Origin of the sequence: Legionella sp. PC1000, from assembly GCF_014109805.1 — a bacterium.
GTDB classification, from domain to species: domain Bacteria; phylum Pseudomonadota; class Gammaproteobacteria; order Legionellales; family Legionellaceae; genus Legionella; species Legionella resiliens.
Map to the genome: position 1 here is coordinate 1,014,751 of NZ_CP059400.1, position 16,448 is coordinate 1,031,198.

Below are 16,448 nucleotides of genomic sequence, written 5' to 3' on the forward strand. Positions count from 1 at the left end.
ATTTTATCCTTTTTTCCCGTTTCGCAGAAAAAATCTTGCAAATTAAACTATACTAATCATACAAATTGCGCTTTTAGTGATTAGAATTGATACCGTAATCATTGAGGAGTTGATGTATGTCTCATATTAAAAAGATTTTTATGATCTTGTTTGTAAGTTGTTTTGTATCTAATTCCTTTGCAGCTTGGGGATATCATAAATCCACCACTGTTTGTAAAGGAGGCACCTGCCATCATACAAATGTTAAAAAAGGTTGTGTTGATGGTCATTGCGGGAAGGTGCGATATGGTACAACCTGGCATAGATAGTAAGAAGATCATGAGATCACACCCTGATGTGATCTCATTATTTGTAGTTCCATTAATTCAATAATCGAATAATTCAAATAACGCTGCTTTTATGGAAGTAATTATTTTGACCTAGTCTAACCCTCCTATATCATTGCTCTTAAATAATACTTATTGATTGGATAGTGATATAAAAGTAATGTAATATCATTGCCATATAAAAACTAAAGGACTACAATGATGCCAATACTTTTGTTCTATCCTGCAAAAAAACTGTCTTCTGATACTTAAAACCAACTCAATTATTTATTGGGCATGTCTGACACAAGAGGAAATCTCTAAGGAATCGAGATTTACAAAAAAAGGAGCTTATTATGTTTCATGTAGACAATAGTGGTGAAGGCAATTGCATGTATTATGCCTACAGCATTTCTTTAATGTATTTTTTACGAGCAAAAAATACTCCGCACCTGACAGAAGATATTTTTAACAAGTTAAAACTTAAAGAAGATGCTAAAGTTAATTTGCGAACCCTATTATCTAAGGAAGCAAATCAAGAATTTACCTCCCATGAGATCAAAACGATTATTGAACCCATATTGGGAAGAGCAACGAGAGATTTGGCTGCGGAACATACTCAACATGAATTCAAAATGTTTCCTAAAGATTCACCATTATTTTCTGCCTCTAAATACGGCTTAGAATATTATTTTAAGCTACAGTTTAAGACGAAGCATGGGGAATTGTCAGGACTCATCACGCATGAATTTACTCATGCGGATTATACTGAAGCAGAAATATATCGAGTTAGCGGCATGAAAACTGCGATGGAAGAATTCGCCAAAGCAAGATTCCTTCAGGTCAAAGAAGAGTTTGACCGTGAGTGGTCAACTAAAGAACAAAAGCTCAAATCAAACGGTAAAAGGCTAACCGAAACGGCTATTCAATCTCACAAAGCACATCTGTTAGATAATATCCTGAGAAAAGAAACGGTTGCATTTTTTTCAGCCGATAATGATAAACATCTTACTCAATATAAAAATCACCTAAAAAATGAGCATACGTGGGGTTCGGAAGAAACACTATTTGTCTTACATCGAGCCATTCAAGGTGAACGTATGGTACGTAATACAAAAGGAACTATCGATACTTTCTATGATCATGAGATCGTTTTACACCTTCACAGAAATGATAGTAGCCCTTTTATTCAATCTGGAAATCCAGTAATGATTTTGAATAATAAAGATAATACACATTGGACCTCTAAAATACCGAATTCGATATTTTCAATCAACCAATCCACTAAAATGACTCAAACCGATTACCCTGCAGAAATTGCTCTTTTTGTTAAAGAAAACAGACAATCGGGCCCAAAAGTAGCAAAAGCGCTGAGAGAGATGTATAAAAAAGGGTTGCTTGAAGACAATGAACTATACTCCCCAGAACGGTGTAAACAAATAGCAGAACACTATCTAAATTATGTAAAAAATCACAATCGTCGTTTTATAATTACTGAGGTAGAGTATTTTTTAAAAGAAATGGAAAAACTCATTAAGAAAAAAACAGACATTGATAACCCCCCTGCAGTTGATACAAGTCCCTTGCCAGAAGTGAAGGAAGCGAATTCCCAGCCACAAATGACCACTACAGATAAGCCTATGGGAGAGGTTTTACCCGAGAAATTAGAGCCCCAAGATGGGACATTGAATATCCCAGTTGCAAAGGAGCTTACACCCTTTGTTCTGCCAGAATATCCCATACCAAACAGTGACCTTACGAGCAAGGATAAGCTTTTTGCAAATAAGAAAGACAAACAATTTACACATCCTTATGATGACGAGGACGTCACTATGTTGTGTCAGGCGATTTATGATTGGGTCGATACTTTAACGGATAGATCATTTAGAAGTTTAATCAATTCTTCATTAAGAAAATATGAATCGAAAATATGGGGAAGTCTTTGGGGCGCTTCCAGGAGAGCAGAGGTAGAGGGTTATTTACATGGGAATTGCGGTTCGAAAGCACTTGCCCTGATGCTTATAAATGGAGATGCAGAGTCAACATTCAATGCGTGTTTGTTTGTCAAGATAGTAGAAACAATTAAAAAAGAAATTAATCGGTACCCAGTAATGCGGGAAGAGCCAAAATATCAATTAATTTCTCAATTTAATTTAGAGGAGCATGGGGCGTTTTATCTTACGAAAATGAAATCTCATGATGAAACGATTTCAGTTTCGCAGCGTCAATTACAAGATACTTCGAATTTAACATGTTGAATTCTGGGCTTTTTAGCCCAGTTTCCTTTATTATTTTCAATCGGAAGTGGGTTGGGTGGAACGGGCCTGAGTTATCCTCATTTTTTCATTTAAAATTTCTCTACGTACCGCGCTTAAAATTTCTCTACGTACCGCGCTTTATGCGCGGTATCCAGAACGTTCTTTTAAGATACTGCTGAGTTTTTCTAGAGCAAGCTTCAACCTGGGTACCGCGCATAAAGCCCGGTACGTAGAGAAAAAAATTAGCGGAGGTTTCTTACCAAAAAAGTGACGATTACTCAGGTCATTAGACCCAAGCTTGCTTGCTTTTTTTAGAGTTCAAATGAATTATTATGGAATCCAGAATATATAGGCTTAGATCTTGTCAATAGTTGGCGGAGTCGATATTTTCTGGTCTTCTGTAGTGGGGTTTTTCGCATTGAGGGAGTCTTTTGCTGTATTAAAAACACCAATTTTTATCAATGCATTACTTAAAGTTTGAGGATCTTTAATCTTAACCTCAGCTTGGGCAAGTGCATCTGCATCCGGTTTTGGGGTAGGCATCTCTATTGAGTTATTATTGACTTGTACTTGGGTTCCGGATTGTGGATACGTTTTTGATAGAGCTTCTTCTGTTGCTGACGTTTTGGTTTGAAGAATCGCTCCAACCAGCCCCATGCTATCTGCTAACCGTATGCCAGCTTCGACATATTCCCTATTGGCAGACTCTAGAATTAACTGAACCTCTTTTCCAGGAAAAACTCGATTCAGCGTACCATCGAATAAACAAGGGGTTGGCGCTTTGTTGCCAGTACACAGGTTTAAATCACCTTTATAGGTTACTTTACCCAGGGTTACGTCATTATAGTTTTTGCTTTGCTTAATCGTAGATAGTAGTTCAAGTAGCTTGCTTTTTATATCATCATTGGTATAGGGGTCTGGGATATCTGCCTCTAATTTTTGTAAGTCCGATAATTTTAATTCTTTCTTAATTAAAGCAAAACCATTAGAGAAAGACTGCGTCCTTTCATGATAACTTGAGATGGCAAGCTCTCCTTTGGGGGTAATTGCATAGTGCACATAAATTTTTGGCATGATAAATAACCTCCCTTATTTTGGATAAAATAAGGATGAATATAATTATTATAGACTATTGGACTGTATTTGGATTGAATCAGAAACTTTCGTTGATTCAAGCGATTTATCATAATATTCAATAAAAAAATCTTTAGCTTGGGACGGTAATTCAAATCCCAGAAAATTACTGCATTTAAGCCCCTGACCTATACTCGCATTTTGTATGCTGTAGTAGCTTTCTTTTAAAATGAGCTCCGCATTATCCAGCAACTCCAAAACCAGTCTATATTCGGCCTGTGCTTTTTCCACTTCAAAATTGTTGAGTAACCAGATACAGTAATGACTAATTGCATAGGCTAAAACCATATAACCATAACTGCCATAGTGCGGAAGCATGAGTTTACTATTCGTGATAAGCTCCTGGTAAAGCATGTGGGATTCTTCAGGGCTTGCTTGTTCTAGTTTATGGTAAATGTATTCATTATACCGTTGGATTGCATGAACAGAACCGTAACGAATTGCAATTTTAATTGATTCAATTTCAGAAAATCCGAAATCCCGCTCCATATTTTTTCTTACTTCTTGAGAGAAATGAAAAAAATAGGCGCCCCGTACTAAATCAAACGGATTTAATTGAGGCTGAGAAAAAAACATCATTAATGGTATATTTTTTTGCTGGGATAAAGCGACACCATAGGCACACCATATTTTTTCCCAATATTCCTTTAATTCCGGGACGTTACAAAATATTTCAACATCATGGAAATGATAAGCAATTCGCGCAATTGTTTCAATTTTCTGGTTTCTGATGAGCTCAAGTTTTTTAATATGATTTGCCTGATTAAATAGATAGAGAAACAAACGATCGTGCTCTGTTAATTTTAATGACGTATTTAATGTCTTAAAATCAAAGAATTGGTGCATATTTTTCTATTGCCTTTATTTTACAGATCCTATTGGATATATATTAATATATTTCATCAGTTCCAAGCCAACATGTACTTTTTACTAGTGCCAGACTTTTTTCATCTGACATCAGCTCTAACTTGTTAATTTTTGTTGTTCTTTTGGTTCGTCTTCTTTTTTGGAGGTCACTGTCGACTCTTCTTTTACCGGTATCTCAGGGAGCTGGACACTACCTGAGGAGTGTGGGCTAGTTAATAATGGCTCATCCTCTGTGGAACTTGGAGGTGGTGTTTGTGGCTTTTGAAATTTATCTAAAGTAGGGAGTTTTTCCATCTCTTCTTTACTCGGTCGTAAAGGACCCTCTGTCAATTCCTTATCTCCTCTGAATAGTTTTCCATCCTTTGAATAAGCTAAAACTTTATTTGTCTCTTTATCAATCATGATAAAGTTCTGAGTCTCGGCTAATTTTTTAGCAAATTTGAGTGCATCTTCATCGGACTTAAAGCTTAAACTTGTCCTATTTCCCTCAGTTTTGGGTTCGTGAGTTTTATACCATTCATTATCTTTAAAATACTCTCTAAAAGCACTGACTACAGCATTAGCATTGGGGGATTGAACACTTGTCGTTACGGAAGGAGGGCTTGGATTATGTTTCTGATAATGCTCTTTAACTGTATCCAATTTTTTACCATTTTTTTCAAAAAATGCTTGATATTCCTTATAGGCGTCCATACTTGCCTTATCATTTTCTTCTTTAATTCTTATATACTCATCATAGGCTTTCTCATTTAGCTCTTTGCATTGTTCAGGAGTTATGGCGCCGCTTTTTACTTGATCATTATTCATTTCACAGGTTTTATGATAGTTTTTAGAGGCTTCTTCAGATTTAGCTTTATTTAATTCATCAATTTTTAGATAGACGTCATGAGCCTGCTTGTTGACGGCGTCAAAGGCTTTTACAGCGGCTTCTTGGTCTTCGATTTTAGGAATTCTAGGAGGATGAGGCATAGCTTCGATTATCGCTTTATCTACTAGACGCTGAGCTTTTTCAAGTTTTTTACGCTCCACTTCAAGAAGCTCTTTTATTTTATCTATACCAGTTGACATAATAGTACTCAAACCCACATCTACATATATAAATGTATAGCATAAAACTGCAACAATATTAGTATTTGGGCGTTACTTATTCAATATGGTTTGAAGCTTATCGTTTGGAAAGAATAACTTATTTAATCAATGGACGAAAATTAAGAACGGCACGTAATGCGGTAAGCTCGGAGCATTTGACTCCGAGCTGACAATACTATTTTGCACGAACTTCTTTCCACCAATTTGTTTTGGTTTCTGTTGCCCAGTGCCCTTCGCGCATACGAGCAACAAACGCTTCAGCCTTTTCTGGAGAGGACATTTTTTGATCTAACTTAATGCACCAATCCCATTCACCGGTTGTGGACCACATTTTCTCTACGCCTTCCCATTTTGCCATTGCATTCATGTCAGACATCGATTTGTTACTTTTTACAAAAATTACACTATTCCATGCTTCCATTATTACGATCCTTATAAAAATGTTTAAATGAACTGCTTGAATGATTCAAGCATATTAAGAATAGAATAATTCAAGCGTTCTTTCCATGTATCCCATAATTTTTTATTATTTGATTTTTAAAGTAATTTTACTTATATCGAGTAAGTTGGTATTCGAGGTATTTTGACGGATTGAGGATAGAATCGATATATAACAACCAGGTAACAGTTAAGCTATTAATAAAATAGAACAAATATAAAACAATGTGATAACTAATCTTGATTGATTTCAGTAAAACAGCCATTTGTTAACAATACCATAAGTTTTATTTGATATCATATTGCTTATTTAATTTATTTAATTTTTTAAAATGCGTGATAAAAAATTCGAGATTCTTTCTTGCTCTATCGATCAAGATCAGGTGAATGTTGCCCAACAATGGGCTAAAACATTTATATATAATTCAAAAGATGATCATGCAGTTAATATGACCCAGTTGTTGCTGGCCTGTTTGGCCTGTGGTGACTTCGGAGTACATCCTTATCTATCCAAATCCCCTGAATTACAAGCCCCATCTACTCATCTAAGCATTGTTGATTACATATCTCATGCGAGCCGCGTGATTCTTGATTATCAAGAACTATCGGAAGCGAATAAAAAAGAATTATTAGATTTTTTCCCTGCTCCCGGAGGAGACAATAAGATTTTTGCCCGCTCAGCTACTCATAACGTGTATCGCGGCGGAAAGGGGGAAGTTGTAGAGGGGAAGGGCTTCTTGTTGGGGGTAATAGGACAATTGCCCGAAATGATCAAATCAGCCCTGGATTTTGGGATTAACATCGCCATGGGGGGAGAAGGGCAAAAGAATTTTTATGGTAAAAAAATATCAACCAATGGTTGCAGTGGCCATTTCTATTTTCACCGCAATGACAAAGATAACTTACTCATGCTTGGGCTGGAGCAATCAGCACCAGCAGCTTCTCCATTAGCATTTGTTTGGGGGACAGAAAAATATCCTGAGGATGTGCAACAAAATCATGATCAATTTGGTCAGGGACATTCATTGACAGGTGCCTCTGATACTTACACTGCTGCAGGATCTCTATATTTTAGCGATCCTGTTTATCAAGCAAAACTCTTATCGGAAAAAGGAGTTTTTCCGCCGGATAAATACGGAGCAATGCGAGTCAAGGTTACTGATACAAATTGGCCAAAAATCAAAGAATTTTTAGAGCAATTGAGAGCACTGTCTGATGAAAGGTTTAAGGAACAACTATTAGGCTTATTGCTAACCAAGCCTTCTACTGCAAAGCCAGCTAAAAAAGACGACTGCAAAAGTTATATCGCACTTGATTTCCAAAGTTATTTAAAACGCGTCTATCAAGTTTTTATTAGTGAAGAGGAGTTGGATTCAGAGAGTCAATTGCACTTCTTCACATTACAGTCTAATTTATTATCTACTATTAAAAAATTACAACAAGGCCAAATTGAGAGTTATGAGTTTTTTAAGGAACAGATTGCAGAAATAATTGGAATAAGAAATATTCCACCTGAGTACCGAAAGGCGATAATTCGTATTCAAGAGTTATTTGAATTACAACTTAATATCGATCCGAAACTGAATCAAACACATGAAGAGCTCTTACTCAGAAACCAATATGATGATTTGCAGGAAGAAAGTAAAGTTATCCTGGAAAAACTCTTGGAAATTCAAAGGTATTTCCAAGAGCACCCTCCTACAAAAGAGCAAAAAGAATTACACGCTTTTCTCCTGCAACTGGATACACAAATTAACGAGCTAGAAAACCCGTTTGCTTCAAAAGACCCAGTTGATTTAGAATTAAGTTGGGTGATGTGTGAATCTCCTGTTCCCATTAATACGGATTCTATTGAAAAATTGAGACAAACAATAGAGCGGGCTAAAGCACTTACTAAGCAAAACCCTTTAAAAGACAGGGAAGGAGTTTCTTTCCCTCAAGTAATCTTAGGCTGGCAAGAAAAGCTTTTACCGTTATCCCAAATCAATCTTATTGATTACACCGAATTAAACTTAAGTGATTTGGCGAAACAATTTAATGAATATGTAGATTTTTTAGCACAGCAAGCGGAAGATCTTAATCTCTGGGGACACGAGCCTTCGCAAACGACGAATCTCCTAGTTAAGTACTCCGATAAAAATCCCGAGCTTGCCCATGGCCATGCTTTTATAGCGCAATACCGTGAGAGTACAATTCTCAGACGTTTATTTACCTTAAATACTTTAGATCTGGGAACTTACCGTTTTAAACCCTATGAAGGCCCTAATACACAATGTAGGGAGCAACTACCTGAATCTTATTGGGGCAAAGTCAGCACACTTCTGACAGCAGGATCTGATGTAATTGCGATGCTTCGAACTTTAAAAAACCTGCAAACGCTTAAAGCTTCATGGGAAGATATGAATCGTACAGCAACTTTATTGAAAGAGGCAGTAGCGCGATTTGAAAAAGCACGTGAAGAGGTAGCGAAACATCCCAGCAACATTTCAGAAGAAGAACCTAGAGTGGCTTTTGAAAGTCCATTTTTCTATCCCATCAGCGATGAAGCATTAAATACAATGAATGGTGTGCAACTTGCCACCCTATGTCTGGAAGAGTTGAATGCAAAAACACCGAGTATTTTGGTGAAACGCATCACAAGCAATCAAGAATTATGGCAATCTATGAATGCGGGCTTAGAAACTGAAATAGCGGATTTCAAAAGACGTAAAGATAATGTGGAACACAAAATTGTGGTTTTACGGCAAATTCGCAGTTTCTGGGAATCAGTTAATCAGTTTAAAGAAAGTGCCATTCTGCAAATTAAAGAGACTCAGCTGTTGGAGCTGGAGCGTCTATCGAAAGAGTGTCCTTCTATTTTTGGAGCTGAGGAAGCCATTAAAGAGGCTCAGACGGAATACGCACTATTACAAGACTTCTTATTACAGTTGCGAGATTTAGCGAATAAAGTAGATAAGTACGCAGCACTTCAATTATTGGAGCAAGGATATCAGAAGCTTGCCGAAAATGAACAAGAGTATTATGCACCCCAATTGCTTAGGGCGAGGGAGGCTACTTGCCAGTTTTACTTTGAGAAAATCAATGCATCAAAAACAATTGATGAGAGGAAAGTATATTTTAAAATCTTCCATCAATTATTTGAAAAACTGCGTGTTGAGTCACAAGAACAATTTAAGGATGAACATGAGGTAAAACAAAAAGAGGACAGTTTATACGCATTACAAGAGCGCTTAAGAACAGCGATTTTAGTAACTGACAAGCAACAAATTTTCAATAATGAATTATTTGCTACCACCGTACAGAATTTTGAAAATATAAGAGATGACCTGACCTCTGAATGTGCCAAAAAAGTTCATAAACAAATAACAAGGGCGAAAGCGATCTACGAAACACTTTTACGTGAAAAAGTTATTCAAGAGGAAGGTACAAGCAATGCTGTAGACACACTTCTAAATCAGCTGGAACCAATACTTGATGCAATTAAAGAGCCCCTGCACAGCCAATTAGTAAAAACAGCACTCCAAGATGAAGTTTTTAAAAATGCTCTTCTAAAAAACGCAGGCATTAAAAAATTCACCTCAGCATTGGTTCAGGATTTATTTACCTTCAAAGAGTTCCGAGATCAAAAAATTGCGTTAAGTGCCGAGAAAAAATATGGTAGTGAATATGATCAATCAATTAATGATTTTTATGCAAAAACCTTAGACATACGCTTATCAGGACTTCCTCTAAAAAAACAGGGTGAAAAAATAATTGACGTTGCCAATGCTGAGTTTAAACAGCGACATGATGGAATTCGCCTGGTTGCTGATATAATCATGATAGTTACGGTTTTGGGTCTTCTGGCAGGACTAGGGCGTTTGGCTTTAAATAAGAATTTCTTTTTCAGTAGTTACCTCGGTGATATAAAAACAGATAGAGAAGTGGAATTAAAAGATGATTGGCTTGTTAAAGAGTTACCGGAAGATGAGAGTGATGCTCGAATAATAGCTGCTCCTGCTGCTTAAGCATAAGGAGCAGTCGAGATCTAAAAATAGCAATTAAGTGCAAGGGCTCCGGTCACGAATTTAGCTGCATGCGGTCCGGTTACAGAAAACCAAACGCCGCCAATAAGACCGATATTGGAATTAAAGTTATATTCGACGGCAGGGGCCAGCGAGGCTTGTTCATTTGCCCTTCCTCCCAGACCTGCAAGAGTTCCTCCCGGAGTAAATCCTGGATTACCATCAAAGTGGCTTCCCGGACTGTGTACATAGAGCACTTCAAAAACGGGAACCCAGTTTTGTGTTAGGGTATACTCAAATGCCAAGTCAGCAGAGTAACTATTATCCAGTTTTACTTTACCTCTGGTTCCGGAGGTGCCGCCAAAAACATTCAAATTATGTACGGTGATCTCACTAAACCTCGCGCCAACCAAGCTCAAACGTGTTCGTAAGTAACGTCCATTATGGAACTGAAGCAATTTTTGAAAGTTAAAACCAAGGTAGGTTTGGTAAGCACCTAAACCCGTTTGATCGGTACCCAATCTTTGAGGATCCAGGTTTTCAAAGCGTCCAGTGGGAAAAACCTCTTGCACAACTACCCGGAGGTCAGGAAGCCATGAATTTTCTTTTTGTCGCAGAACTTGAAATCCTAAAGCCAAGCTGTAATCGCCAATGCCATTCCCATGTTGCCTATCATCCCAACTGTAATCATAAGGCAGAGAAGTTTGTAAATCTACAAAACTAAGAATCCCTATGCTTAAAATGGGAACGACTTCAAAATTTCTAAATCCTTTGGGATAGCCACTATAAAATGCATAAGGTTCAAAGTTTATATGGCCTGCTGGTATTGTTTTTCCAGCTGGTGCGAGTAGAGGTCCTGTAAACCATGGACTTGCAAGCGCAGTATGAGCAAAAAATAATAATAATAAAAAAAGCAATCTTAAATGCATAGTGAAATAGTTCTTATTATGAATGGAAAATAGAATTTAAAACTTTTTTCATATTAATGGAATCTATTTTTACTCACTTCTTAAACTTTTTTTGCTATCAATGATTTATGCGTCAAAAAAATTTTCACAGTCTGCATTTTTAGAGTACCAGGCAGCATCCAAATCCGAAAAATGCCGCTCATTTATTTCAGCAGATGGCTCATCATAGGAAGAAGCAGCACATTTAAAAGACCTGATAAAATCATGACCAGGCTCGCAATAGCTCCTTCATCATGCCCTATTTTATGGGCTTGTGCAGTCCCCGCGGCATGTGCTCCAGCGCCCAAGAGCGCACCTCGGGCCAGGGTTGAATGAAACGAAAAGCGTTTTAGAATGGATTCCCCCATAATAGCTCCCAATATACCTGTAATCGCCACGAATATGGCCGTCAGTTCAGGGAGACCACCAATATTGTGTGACACTTCCAGCGCGAAGGGCGTGCTAATCGATCGGGGAAGCAGGCTTAACCGTATATTTTCATCAAGGCCTACCAGTATTGCTAATGACCAACTCGATAATATTGCAGTGAAACTTCCGACAAGTACGCCAACTAAAAGTACTAGCCAATGTTGGCGAATGAGTGCATGTTTTTCATAAATGGGAATTGCGAAAGCGACGGTTATCGGTCCAATTATTTGAGCTAGCCATTGTGTTCCATGAGCATAATCCTGATAACTTACATGCAGTAAAAGAATAAGACCAGCAATAATTACTGGTGTTAAAATAAGCGGCATTAACCCAAAAAATGACCACCGTCTGTATAAATTTTTGGTAATAAAATACAGGCTTATTGTTATGAAGGACCAGAAAAGTGCTGGTGCTACTGGTTTAAAGAGAATGGGGCTTAGCACGATTAGTTCTCCGATAAAAATAATCCACAACAATCGCAGTGACAAGCATCACACAGAGCGTACTGAGTAAAATAACAAAGAGAATTTTAAGGCCTAAGAGACCTATAAGCTCATGATGCTCGAGTACTGCAAGTACGGCTGGGATAAAGAAAAGCAACATATCTGCAAGGATTAATTCAGCTCCATTCTTAATCAGATTCAGTGTTAAGCGTTTTGTTGCTAAAAGCAATAAAACCATTCCTAGGCCAAAGATTCCACCAGAAAAAGGAAGTTTTAAAAAATGGACAATAAGTTCGCTAGAAAGCCAAAATAGGCACACTAACCCCACTTGAAGTACCGAATTGTTCTGAATTTTTAATGTTAAATATCTGTTCATTGTGTTCATTCCCATTTCAGTGTATTTTACACTTTTCTATAATATGAATAAAATGAATTTATAGACTAATGATCATTCTAAAATGGAATAATTATGGAATTTAAACTACTCCGTGCATTTGTCGAGGTTGTGCGCCAAGGCAGTTTTTCCAAGGCTGCTGAAACTCTTTTTGCTACTCAGTCCACGGTGAGTAAAGCGATAAAGCAGCTTGAAGATGAACTGGGCGTTGCTCTTATTAATCGATTTAAAAAATATAATGTACCAACTACTGCGGGTGAAATTGTTTATCGCAGAGGCGTTAAGTTGCTTGCTGATCGTGACGATCTTCTCAAAGAGCTTGATGCAATCCGTGGTTTGAAGCAGGGACATCTGCGTCTGGGTATTGCTCCGGTGGGGAGTAGTATTTTATTTGCTCCTCTTTTTGCGCAATATAACCAGCGCTATCCAGGCATCGAGGTGGAACTCATTGAACATGGAAGTGTTAAGCTTGCGGAATGTTTACGGGCAGGTGAAATTGATTTTGCTGGAACATTATTATCTGTTGTTTCTGAAGAGTTTGATTGTCAATTAATCCGTAGTGAGCCTCTTGTTGCACTTTTGGCGTCAGGTCATCCTTTGGCAACGCGGCGTTCAATTTCCTTGCTGGAGCTTAAAGAGACGCCGTTTATCTTATTTAGCCGTGATTTTGCCTTATATCGAATGATACTGGATGCGGGCCGTCGAGCAGGTTTCGAACCCAAAGTGGTAGCCCAAACCAGTCAGATTGATTTTATGGTAGAACTTGTTGCTGCAGGTCTTGGCGTTGCCTTCTTACCACGAATGATTGCCCATGAACGATCAAACCCACAAGTTCGGTTTCCATTACTTGAAGGGGAGGAGTTTCAGTGGAATATGGCCATGACATGGCGCCGTAATGCGTATCTTTCTGATGCTGCAAAAGCATGGTTGGCTCTGGTACGTGAAGTACATGGTACAACTCCCCCTCTATTTATTTGAATGATTGTAACAGTCGCTATTCTTTTTTGATTCCATTTATTTGTCTTCAAATTTTACTATATGATGCAATAGTAATATATTTGGAAGGTGTGCTTCGATATGTAAGCCAAATCAGAAGAATGTTCAGGCAATTTTGACCAGATAATCGAAATGACATAATGAAAAGTTTTTGTCAGAACAGATGAGTGTAATGCGGTACATTTCCAACACTATGAACAATACAATGTATGTCCCGCTGTTCATATGAAGGTTATTATTTCTTAATTGTCAACATGCCCTAAAATTCTCTCGCAAAAATAAATTCATGTTGGGTCAGAATTGACCCAACATGGTTATTTATAGAGTATGCAATCGTGCCAGTTCCGATAAGGATTGTTCGAGTGTTTCCAAGATGAAATTGACGTGTTCTCGATTAATTGTGAGTGGCGGAGCTATTCGGAAGACGTTACCAAATTGTCCTCCTTTTCCAACTAACAACCCTTTATCCTTACACAAATCCATTAATTGAAATGCTTCATCAGACGCTGGAATTTTTGTTTGAGGATCTTTGACGAGTTCAATCCCTAAAAGCAAACCGCGACCGCGAACGTCTCCAATGATGGGATATTTCTTTTGCAGTTGCTGGAATCCGTCTTTTAGTAGTTCGCCCATGATGCGCGCATTTTCAACCAGCTGTTCCTCTTTAATAATTTCCAATGTGAGTTTGGATTGAATCATTTGTAAGGGGTCGCCAGCAAAGGTATTAAAATACGTTTTGCCAGTCATTGTTTCAGCCACTTCGGTTTTCATAAGCACTGCCCCAACTGGAGCGCCGTTACCAAATCCTTTAGCCATAGTGACCATATCGGCATCGATATTTAGGGTTTTGGTAAGTAACAGATCACCACCACCGCGACCCGCTCCGGTTTGTACCTCGTCACTAATGTATTTACCGCCGTAATTATGAACAATACGGGCAACTTCGCTAAAATAATCATCAGGAGGGGTAATAAAACCACCTACCCCCATTACAGGTTCCAGTATAAACGCTGCAATCTTTCCATGAGTTGAATTCTGAATGGTTGTTTCAACATTTTTTGCACAGGATAAATCACAACTGTCTGGTTTTTGATTAAACGGACACCGGTAACAGTAGGGTTCAAGCGCCGAGGTTACACCGGAAACTGGCTGTGCCTTGAATCTCCAGATTGAATGGCCACATGAGGCAAGTGCGGCAGAAGTCCCTCCGTGATAAGAGTGGCGTACATTTACTACCATTGTTTCGCCAGTCGCATGGCGAGCTGCCATTATGGCAAGTTCATTAGCCTCTGAACCCGAGTTAGTAAACGATACTCTGTCCATACCATTGGGTGCTTCTTCGAGTAAACGCTCTGCAGTTTCTACGGGTGCCTGGTTTAAATAAAGCAGGGTTGTGTGTTGAATTCCATCATTTTCTATCGCTTCAATAAGTGCTTTTTTGATTTTGGGATGATTATGTCCCGCTGAGATGCAAACAATTCCGCCTATGGCATCAAGGTAGCGTTTTCCTTCAGAGTCCCATACATAAGCATCCTGTGCTTTGACAAGCTGAATGGGTTCTTTATGGTAAAAACCAGCGGTTGGTAAAAAGTGTTTTTTTCTGAAATTAATAAGCTCTTCGTTTGAGCGCAGTTGTTGTTGATTATTACTCTCGTTCATGAGGGTTGTTTCCTTTTATGTTTGTAAAGACTTGAGCTTGTAAATAAAGAGCTTTTGCAAACTCCTTTTACTTCAAAATCTTGTTGATTTATTTTGAGATTTACATCTTTCAGTATTTTTTGAACACTATATTCTTTGGAATTCATAACTTTATCATTCTCCTATTTTGTATTTTCGTTATTAAAAAATGAAAAATATAAGTTTGCGCATGTGCGCTTAAAACTAATGAGGAGACCTTAACGTGTTGAGGTCAAGCTCCTCAGGGCTATCATTCTTGCTGCAAGCAGCGTCTCTTAACCGCATCTGCCCCTACGCCCCGCGGACAAGCGGTGGGACATTGGAGTAGCAGCGGAGTTGTTGTTTCAGCGATGTATAGAAAATTCAGCTGCAAGCAGCCAGGCCATGAAATGTTGGGTTTTGACCCAACACGTGCTCAATTATTCTAAATAACCGATTTATCTGTTGCAGTTTCCTGTGCCAAAAATAGTTTATAAACCGATGCAACGGATTTGGTTCCCATAGGATCAGCTTGTGTTTTTAGTTTGCAGAAATTTTCTGCCCATTCAGATGTTCTGATTCTCAATGGAGGATTTTTACTGTTCACTACGTCAACGACACAATCCGCAACCTGGTCACTACTTTGATAAACATCAAGGGTGGACGCATTTTTTAAACGCTCCCGCGCCTCTTCAAAATACCGTTTGAAAATTGGAGCATATTCGTCATTTTCTGAGAAATCAATCGTACTGTTTTTAATAACATTTGTAGAAAATTCTGAAACAATACCCCCTGGTTCAATGGCTGTGAATTTAATATTGAAAAAAGGCTGTATGTAACTTGCCATACTTTCAGTCAAGCCTTCTACTGCAAATTTGGACGCACAATAAATTTCATTAAATGGCTGTCCAATTAAACCACCAACTGAGGTGATGTTAATAATTTGTCCTGATTTGGCTTGGCGCATTGCAGGCAATACTGCCTTAGTTGTGCGGACAACTCCCATGAAATTAATATTCATTACCTGGTTGATCTTTTCCTCCGAGGCGTTCTCCGTGGTTTCTACAAAACCCATTCCTGCATTATTGATCAGGCAATCAATACGGCCGTTTTGCTCAAGAATGGCTGAAACAGCACAGGCAACGCTCTCTGTGGACTCAACGTCCATCTGAATTAAATGAATATTGAGATTCTTGTTTGCTATGGCTTGCTTTATTTGATCTGCTTTATCAAGATTACGCATACTTGCATAAACAGTATGACCTTGCTCTGCAAGTTTAATCGATACGCTTAAACCTAGGCCGGAAGAAGTTCCGGTAACTAATATTATTTTATTCATGATGATGACTCCAATGTCCGCTCAATGATCCACTATGTGTTTATAACGCAAAATATGCGTCAGTATCAAATGAAAACTTTTTCAGCCGGGAGGATTACCCCACTGCTGTTATTGTTTTTCTGCTGTAAATAAGGGCTATATGCGAGAAA

13 protein-coding genes are annotated in these 16,448 nt (G+C 38.2%); 4 read left to right on the top strand and 9 right to left on the bottom strand.

Translation table 11 applies throughout. From position 1 onward, the window contains the following. Nucleotides 1-116 precede the first annotated feature (116 nt). Both FOLKNPGA_RS04505 and FOLKNPGA_RS19130 read left to right on the top strand, forming a co-directional pair. Entirely contained in the window at nt 117-308 is a 192-nt protein-coding gene (locus tag FOLKNPGA_RS04505) for a hypothetical protein (RefSeq protein ID WP_182351870.1), read from the top strand. 353 nt (nt 309-661) lie between these two features. Further along, on the top strand, nt 662-2,563 hold the full coding sequence (locus FOLKNPGA_RS19130) for a hypothetical protein (RefSeq protein WP_304599231.1): 1,902 nt from the start codon (nt 662-664) through the stop codon (nt 2,561-2,563). A 354-nt stretch (nt 2,564-2,917) separates the two neighbouring features. On the opposite strand, the gene FOLKNPGA_RS04515 is transcribed toward FOLKNPGA_RS19130, so the two are convergent. The 4 genes from FOLKNPGA_RS04515 to FOLKNPGA_RS04530 all read right to left on the bottom strand — a co-directional run bounded on the left by FOLKNPGA_RS04515 (nt 2,918) and on the right by FOLKNPGA_RS04530 (nt 6,074). Next, complete coding sequence (locus tag FOLKNPGA_RS04515) at nt 2,918-3,637, bottom strand: hypothetical protein (RefSeq protein WP_182351871.1); 720 nt, start codon at nt 3,635-3,637, stop codon at nt 2,918-2,920. A gap of 48 nt (nt 3,638-3,685) precedes the next feature. After that, entirely contained in the window at nt 3,686-4,543 is an 858-nt protein-coding gene (locus FOLKNPGA_RS04520) for a DUF5630 domain-containing protein (RefSeq protein ID WP_182351872.1), read from the bottom strand. A gap of 117 nt (nt 4,544-4,660) precedes the next feature. Then, a complete protein-coding gene (locus tag FOLKNPGA_RS04525; protein WP_182351873.1) occupies nt 4,661-5,632 on the bottom strand; it encodes a hypothetical protein in 972 nt (323 codons plus the stop codon). Nucleotides 5,633-5,828: 196 nt separating this feature from the next. Beyond that, on the bottom strand, nt 5,829-6,074 hold the full coding sequence (locus FOLKNPGA_RS04530; RefSeq protein WP_182351874.1) for a hypothetical protein: 246 nt from the start codon (nt 6,072-6,074) through the stop codon (nt 5,829-5,831). 349 nt (nt 6,075-6,423) lie between these two features. Between FOLKNPGA_RS04530 and FOLKNPGA_RS04535 the strand changes: the two genes are divergently transcribed. Continuing rightward, nucleotides 6,424-10,098 (top strand): LepB GTPase-activating domain-containing protein, encoded by a 3,675-nt coding sequence (locus FOLKNPGA_RS04535; RefSeq protein ID WP_182351875.1) that lies wholly within the window; start codon nt 6,424-6,426, stop codon nt 10,096-10,098. Nucleotides 10,099-10,118: 20 nt separating this feature from the next. Here FOLKNPGA_RS04535 and FOLKNPGA_RS04540 read toward each other — a convergent pair whose 3' ends face one another. The 3 genes from FOLKNPGA_RS04540 to FOLKNPGA_RS04550 form a co-directional block, all read right to left on the bottom strand. Continuing rightward, on the bottom strand, nt 10,119-11,024 hold the full coding sequence (locus tag FOLKNPGA_RS04540) for a hypothetical protein (RefSeq protein WP_182351876.1): 906 nt from the start codon (nt 11,022-11,024) through the stop codon (nt 10,119-10,121). Nucleotides 11,025-11,206: 182 nt separating this feature from the next. Beyond that, entirely contained in the window at nt 11,207-11,797 is a 591-nt protein-coding gene (locus tag FOLKNPGA_RS04545) for an LrgB family protein (RefSeq protein WP_370529199.1), read from the bottom strand. 94 nt (nt 11,798-11,891) lie between these two features. Next, nucleotides 11,892-12,290 (bottom strand): CidA/LrgA family protein, encoded by a 399-nt coding sequence (locus FOLKNPGA_RS04550; RefSeq protein ID WP_182351878.1) that lies wholly within the window; start codon nt 12,288-12,290, stop codon nt 11,892-11,894. Between the two features lie 93 nt (nt 12,291-12,383). Here FOLKNPGA_RS04550 and FOLKNPGA_RS04555 point away from each other — a divergent pair, with 93 nt between their 5' ends. Further along, nucleotides 12,384-13,286 carry a LysR family transcriptional regulator gene (locus FOLKNPGA_RS04555; protein WP_182351879.1) on the top strand — a complete coding sequence of 301 codons (903 nt, stop codon included), beginning with the start codon at nt 12,384-12,386 and terminating at the stop codon, nt 13,284-13,286. Nucleotides 13,287-13,622: 336 nt separating this feature from the next. Here the strand turns inward: FOLKNPGA_RS04555 and FOLKNPGA_RS04560 are convergent, their stop codons facing one another. Both FOLKNPGA_RS04560 and FOLKNPGA_RS04565 read right to left on the bottom strand, forming a co-directional pair. Then, nucleotides 13,623-14,963 (bottom strand): aspartate aminotransferase family protein, encoded by a 1,341-nt coding sequence (locus FOLKNPGA_RS04560; RefSeq protein WP_182351880.1) that lies wholly within the window; start codon nt 14,961-14,963, stop codon nt 13,623-13,625. Nucleotides 14,964-15,405: 442 nt separating this feature from the next. Further along, nucleotides 15,406-16,299, bottom strand: coding sequence for an SDR family oxidoreductase (locus FOLKNPGA_RS04565; protein WP_182351881.1), 894 nt, complete (start codon nt 16,297-16,299; stop codon nt 15,406-15,408). Nucleotides 16,300-16,448 lie beyond the last annotated feature (149 nt).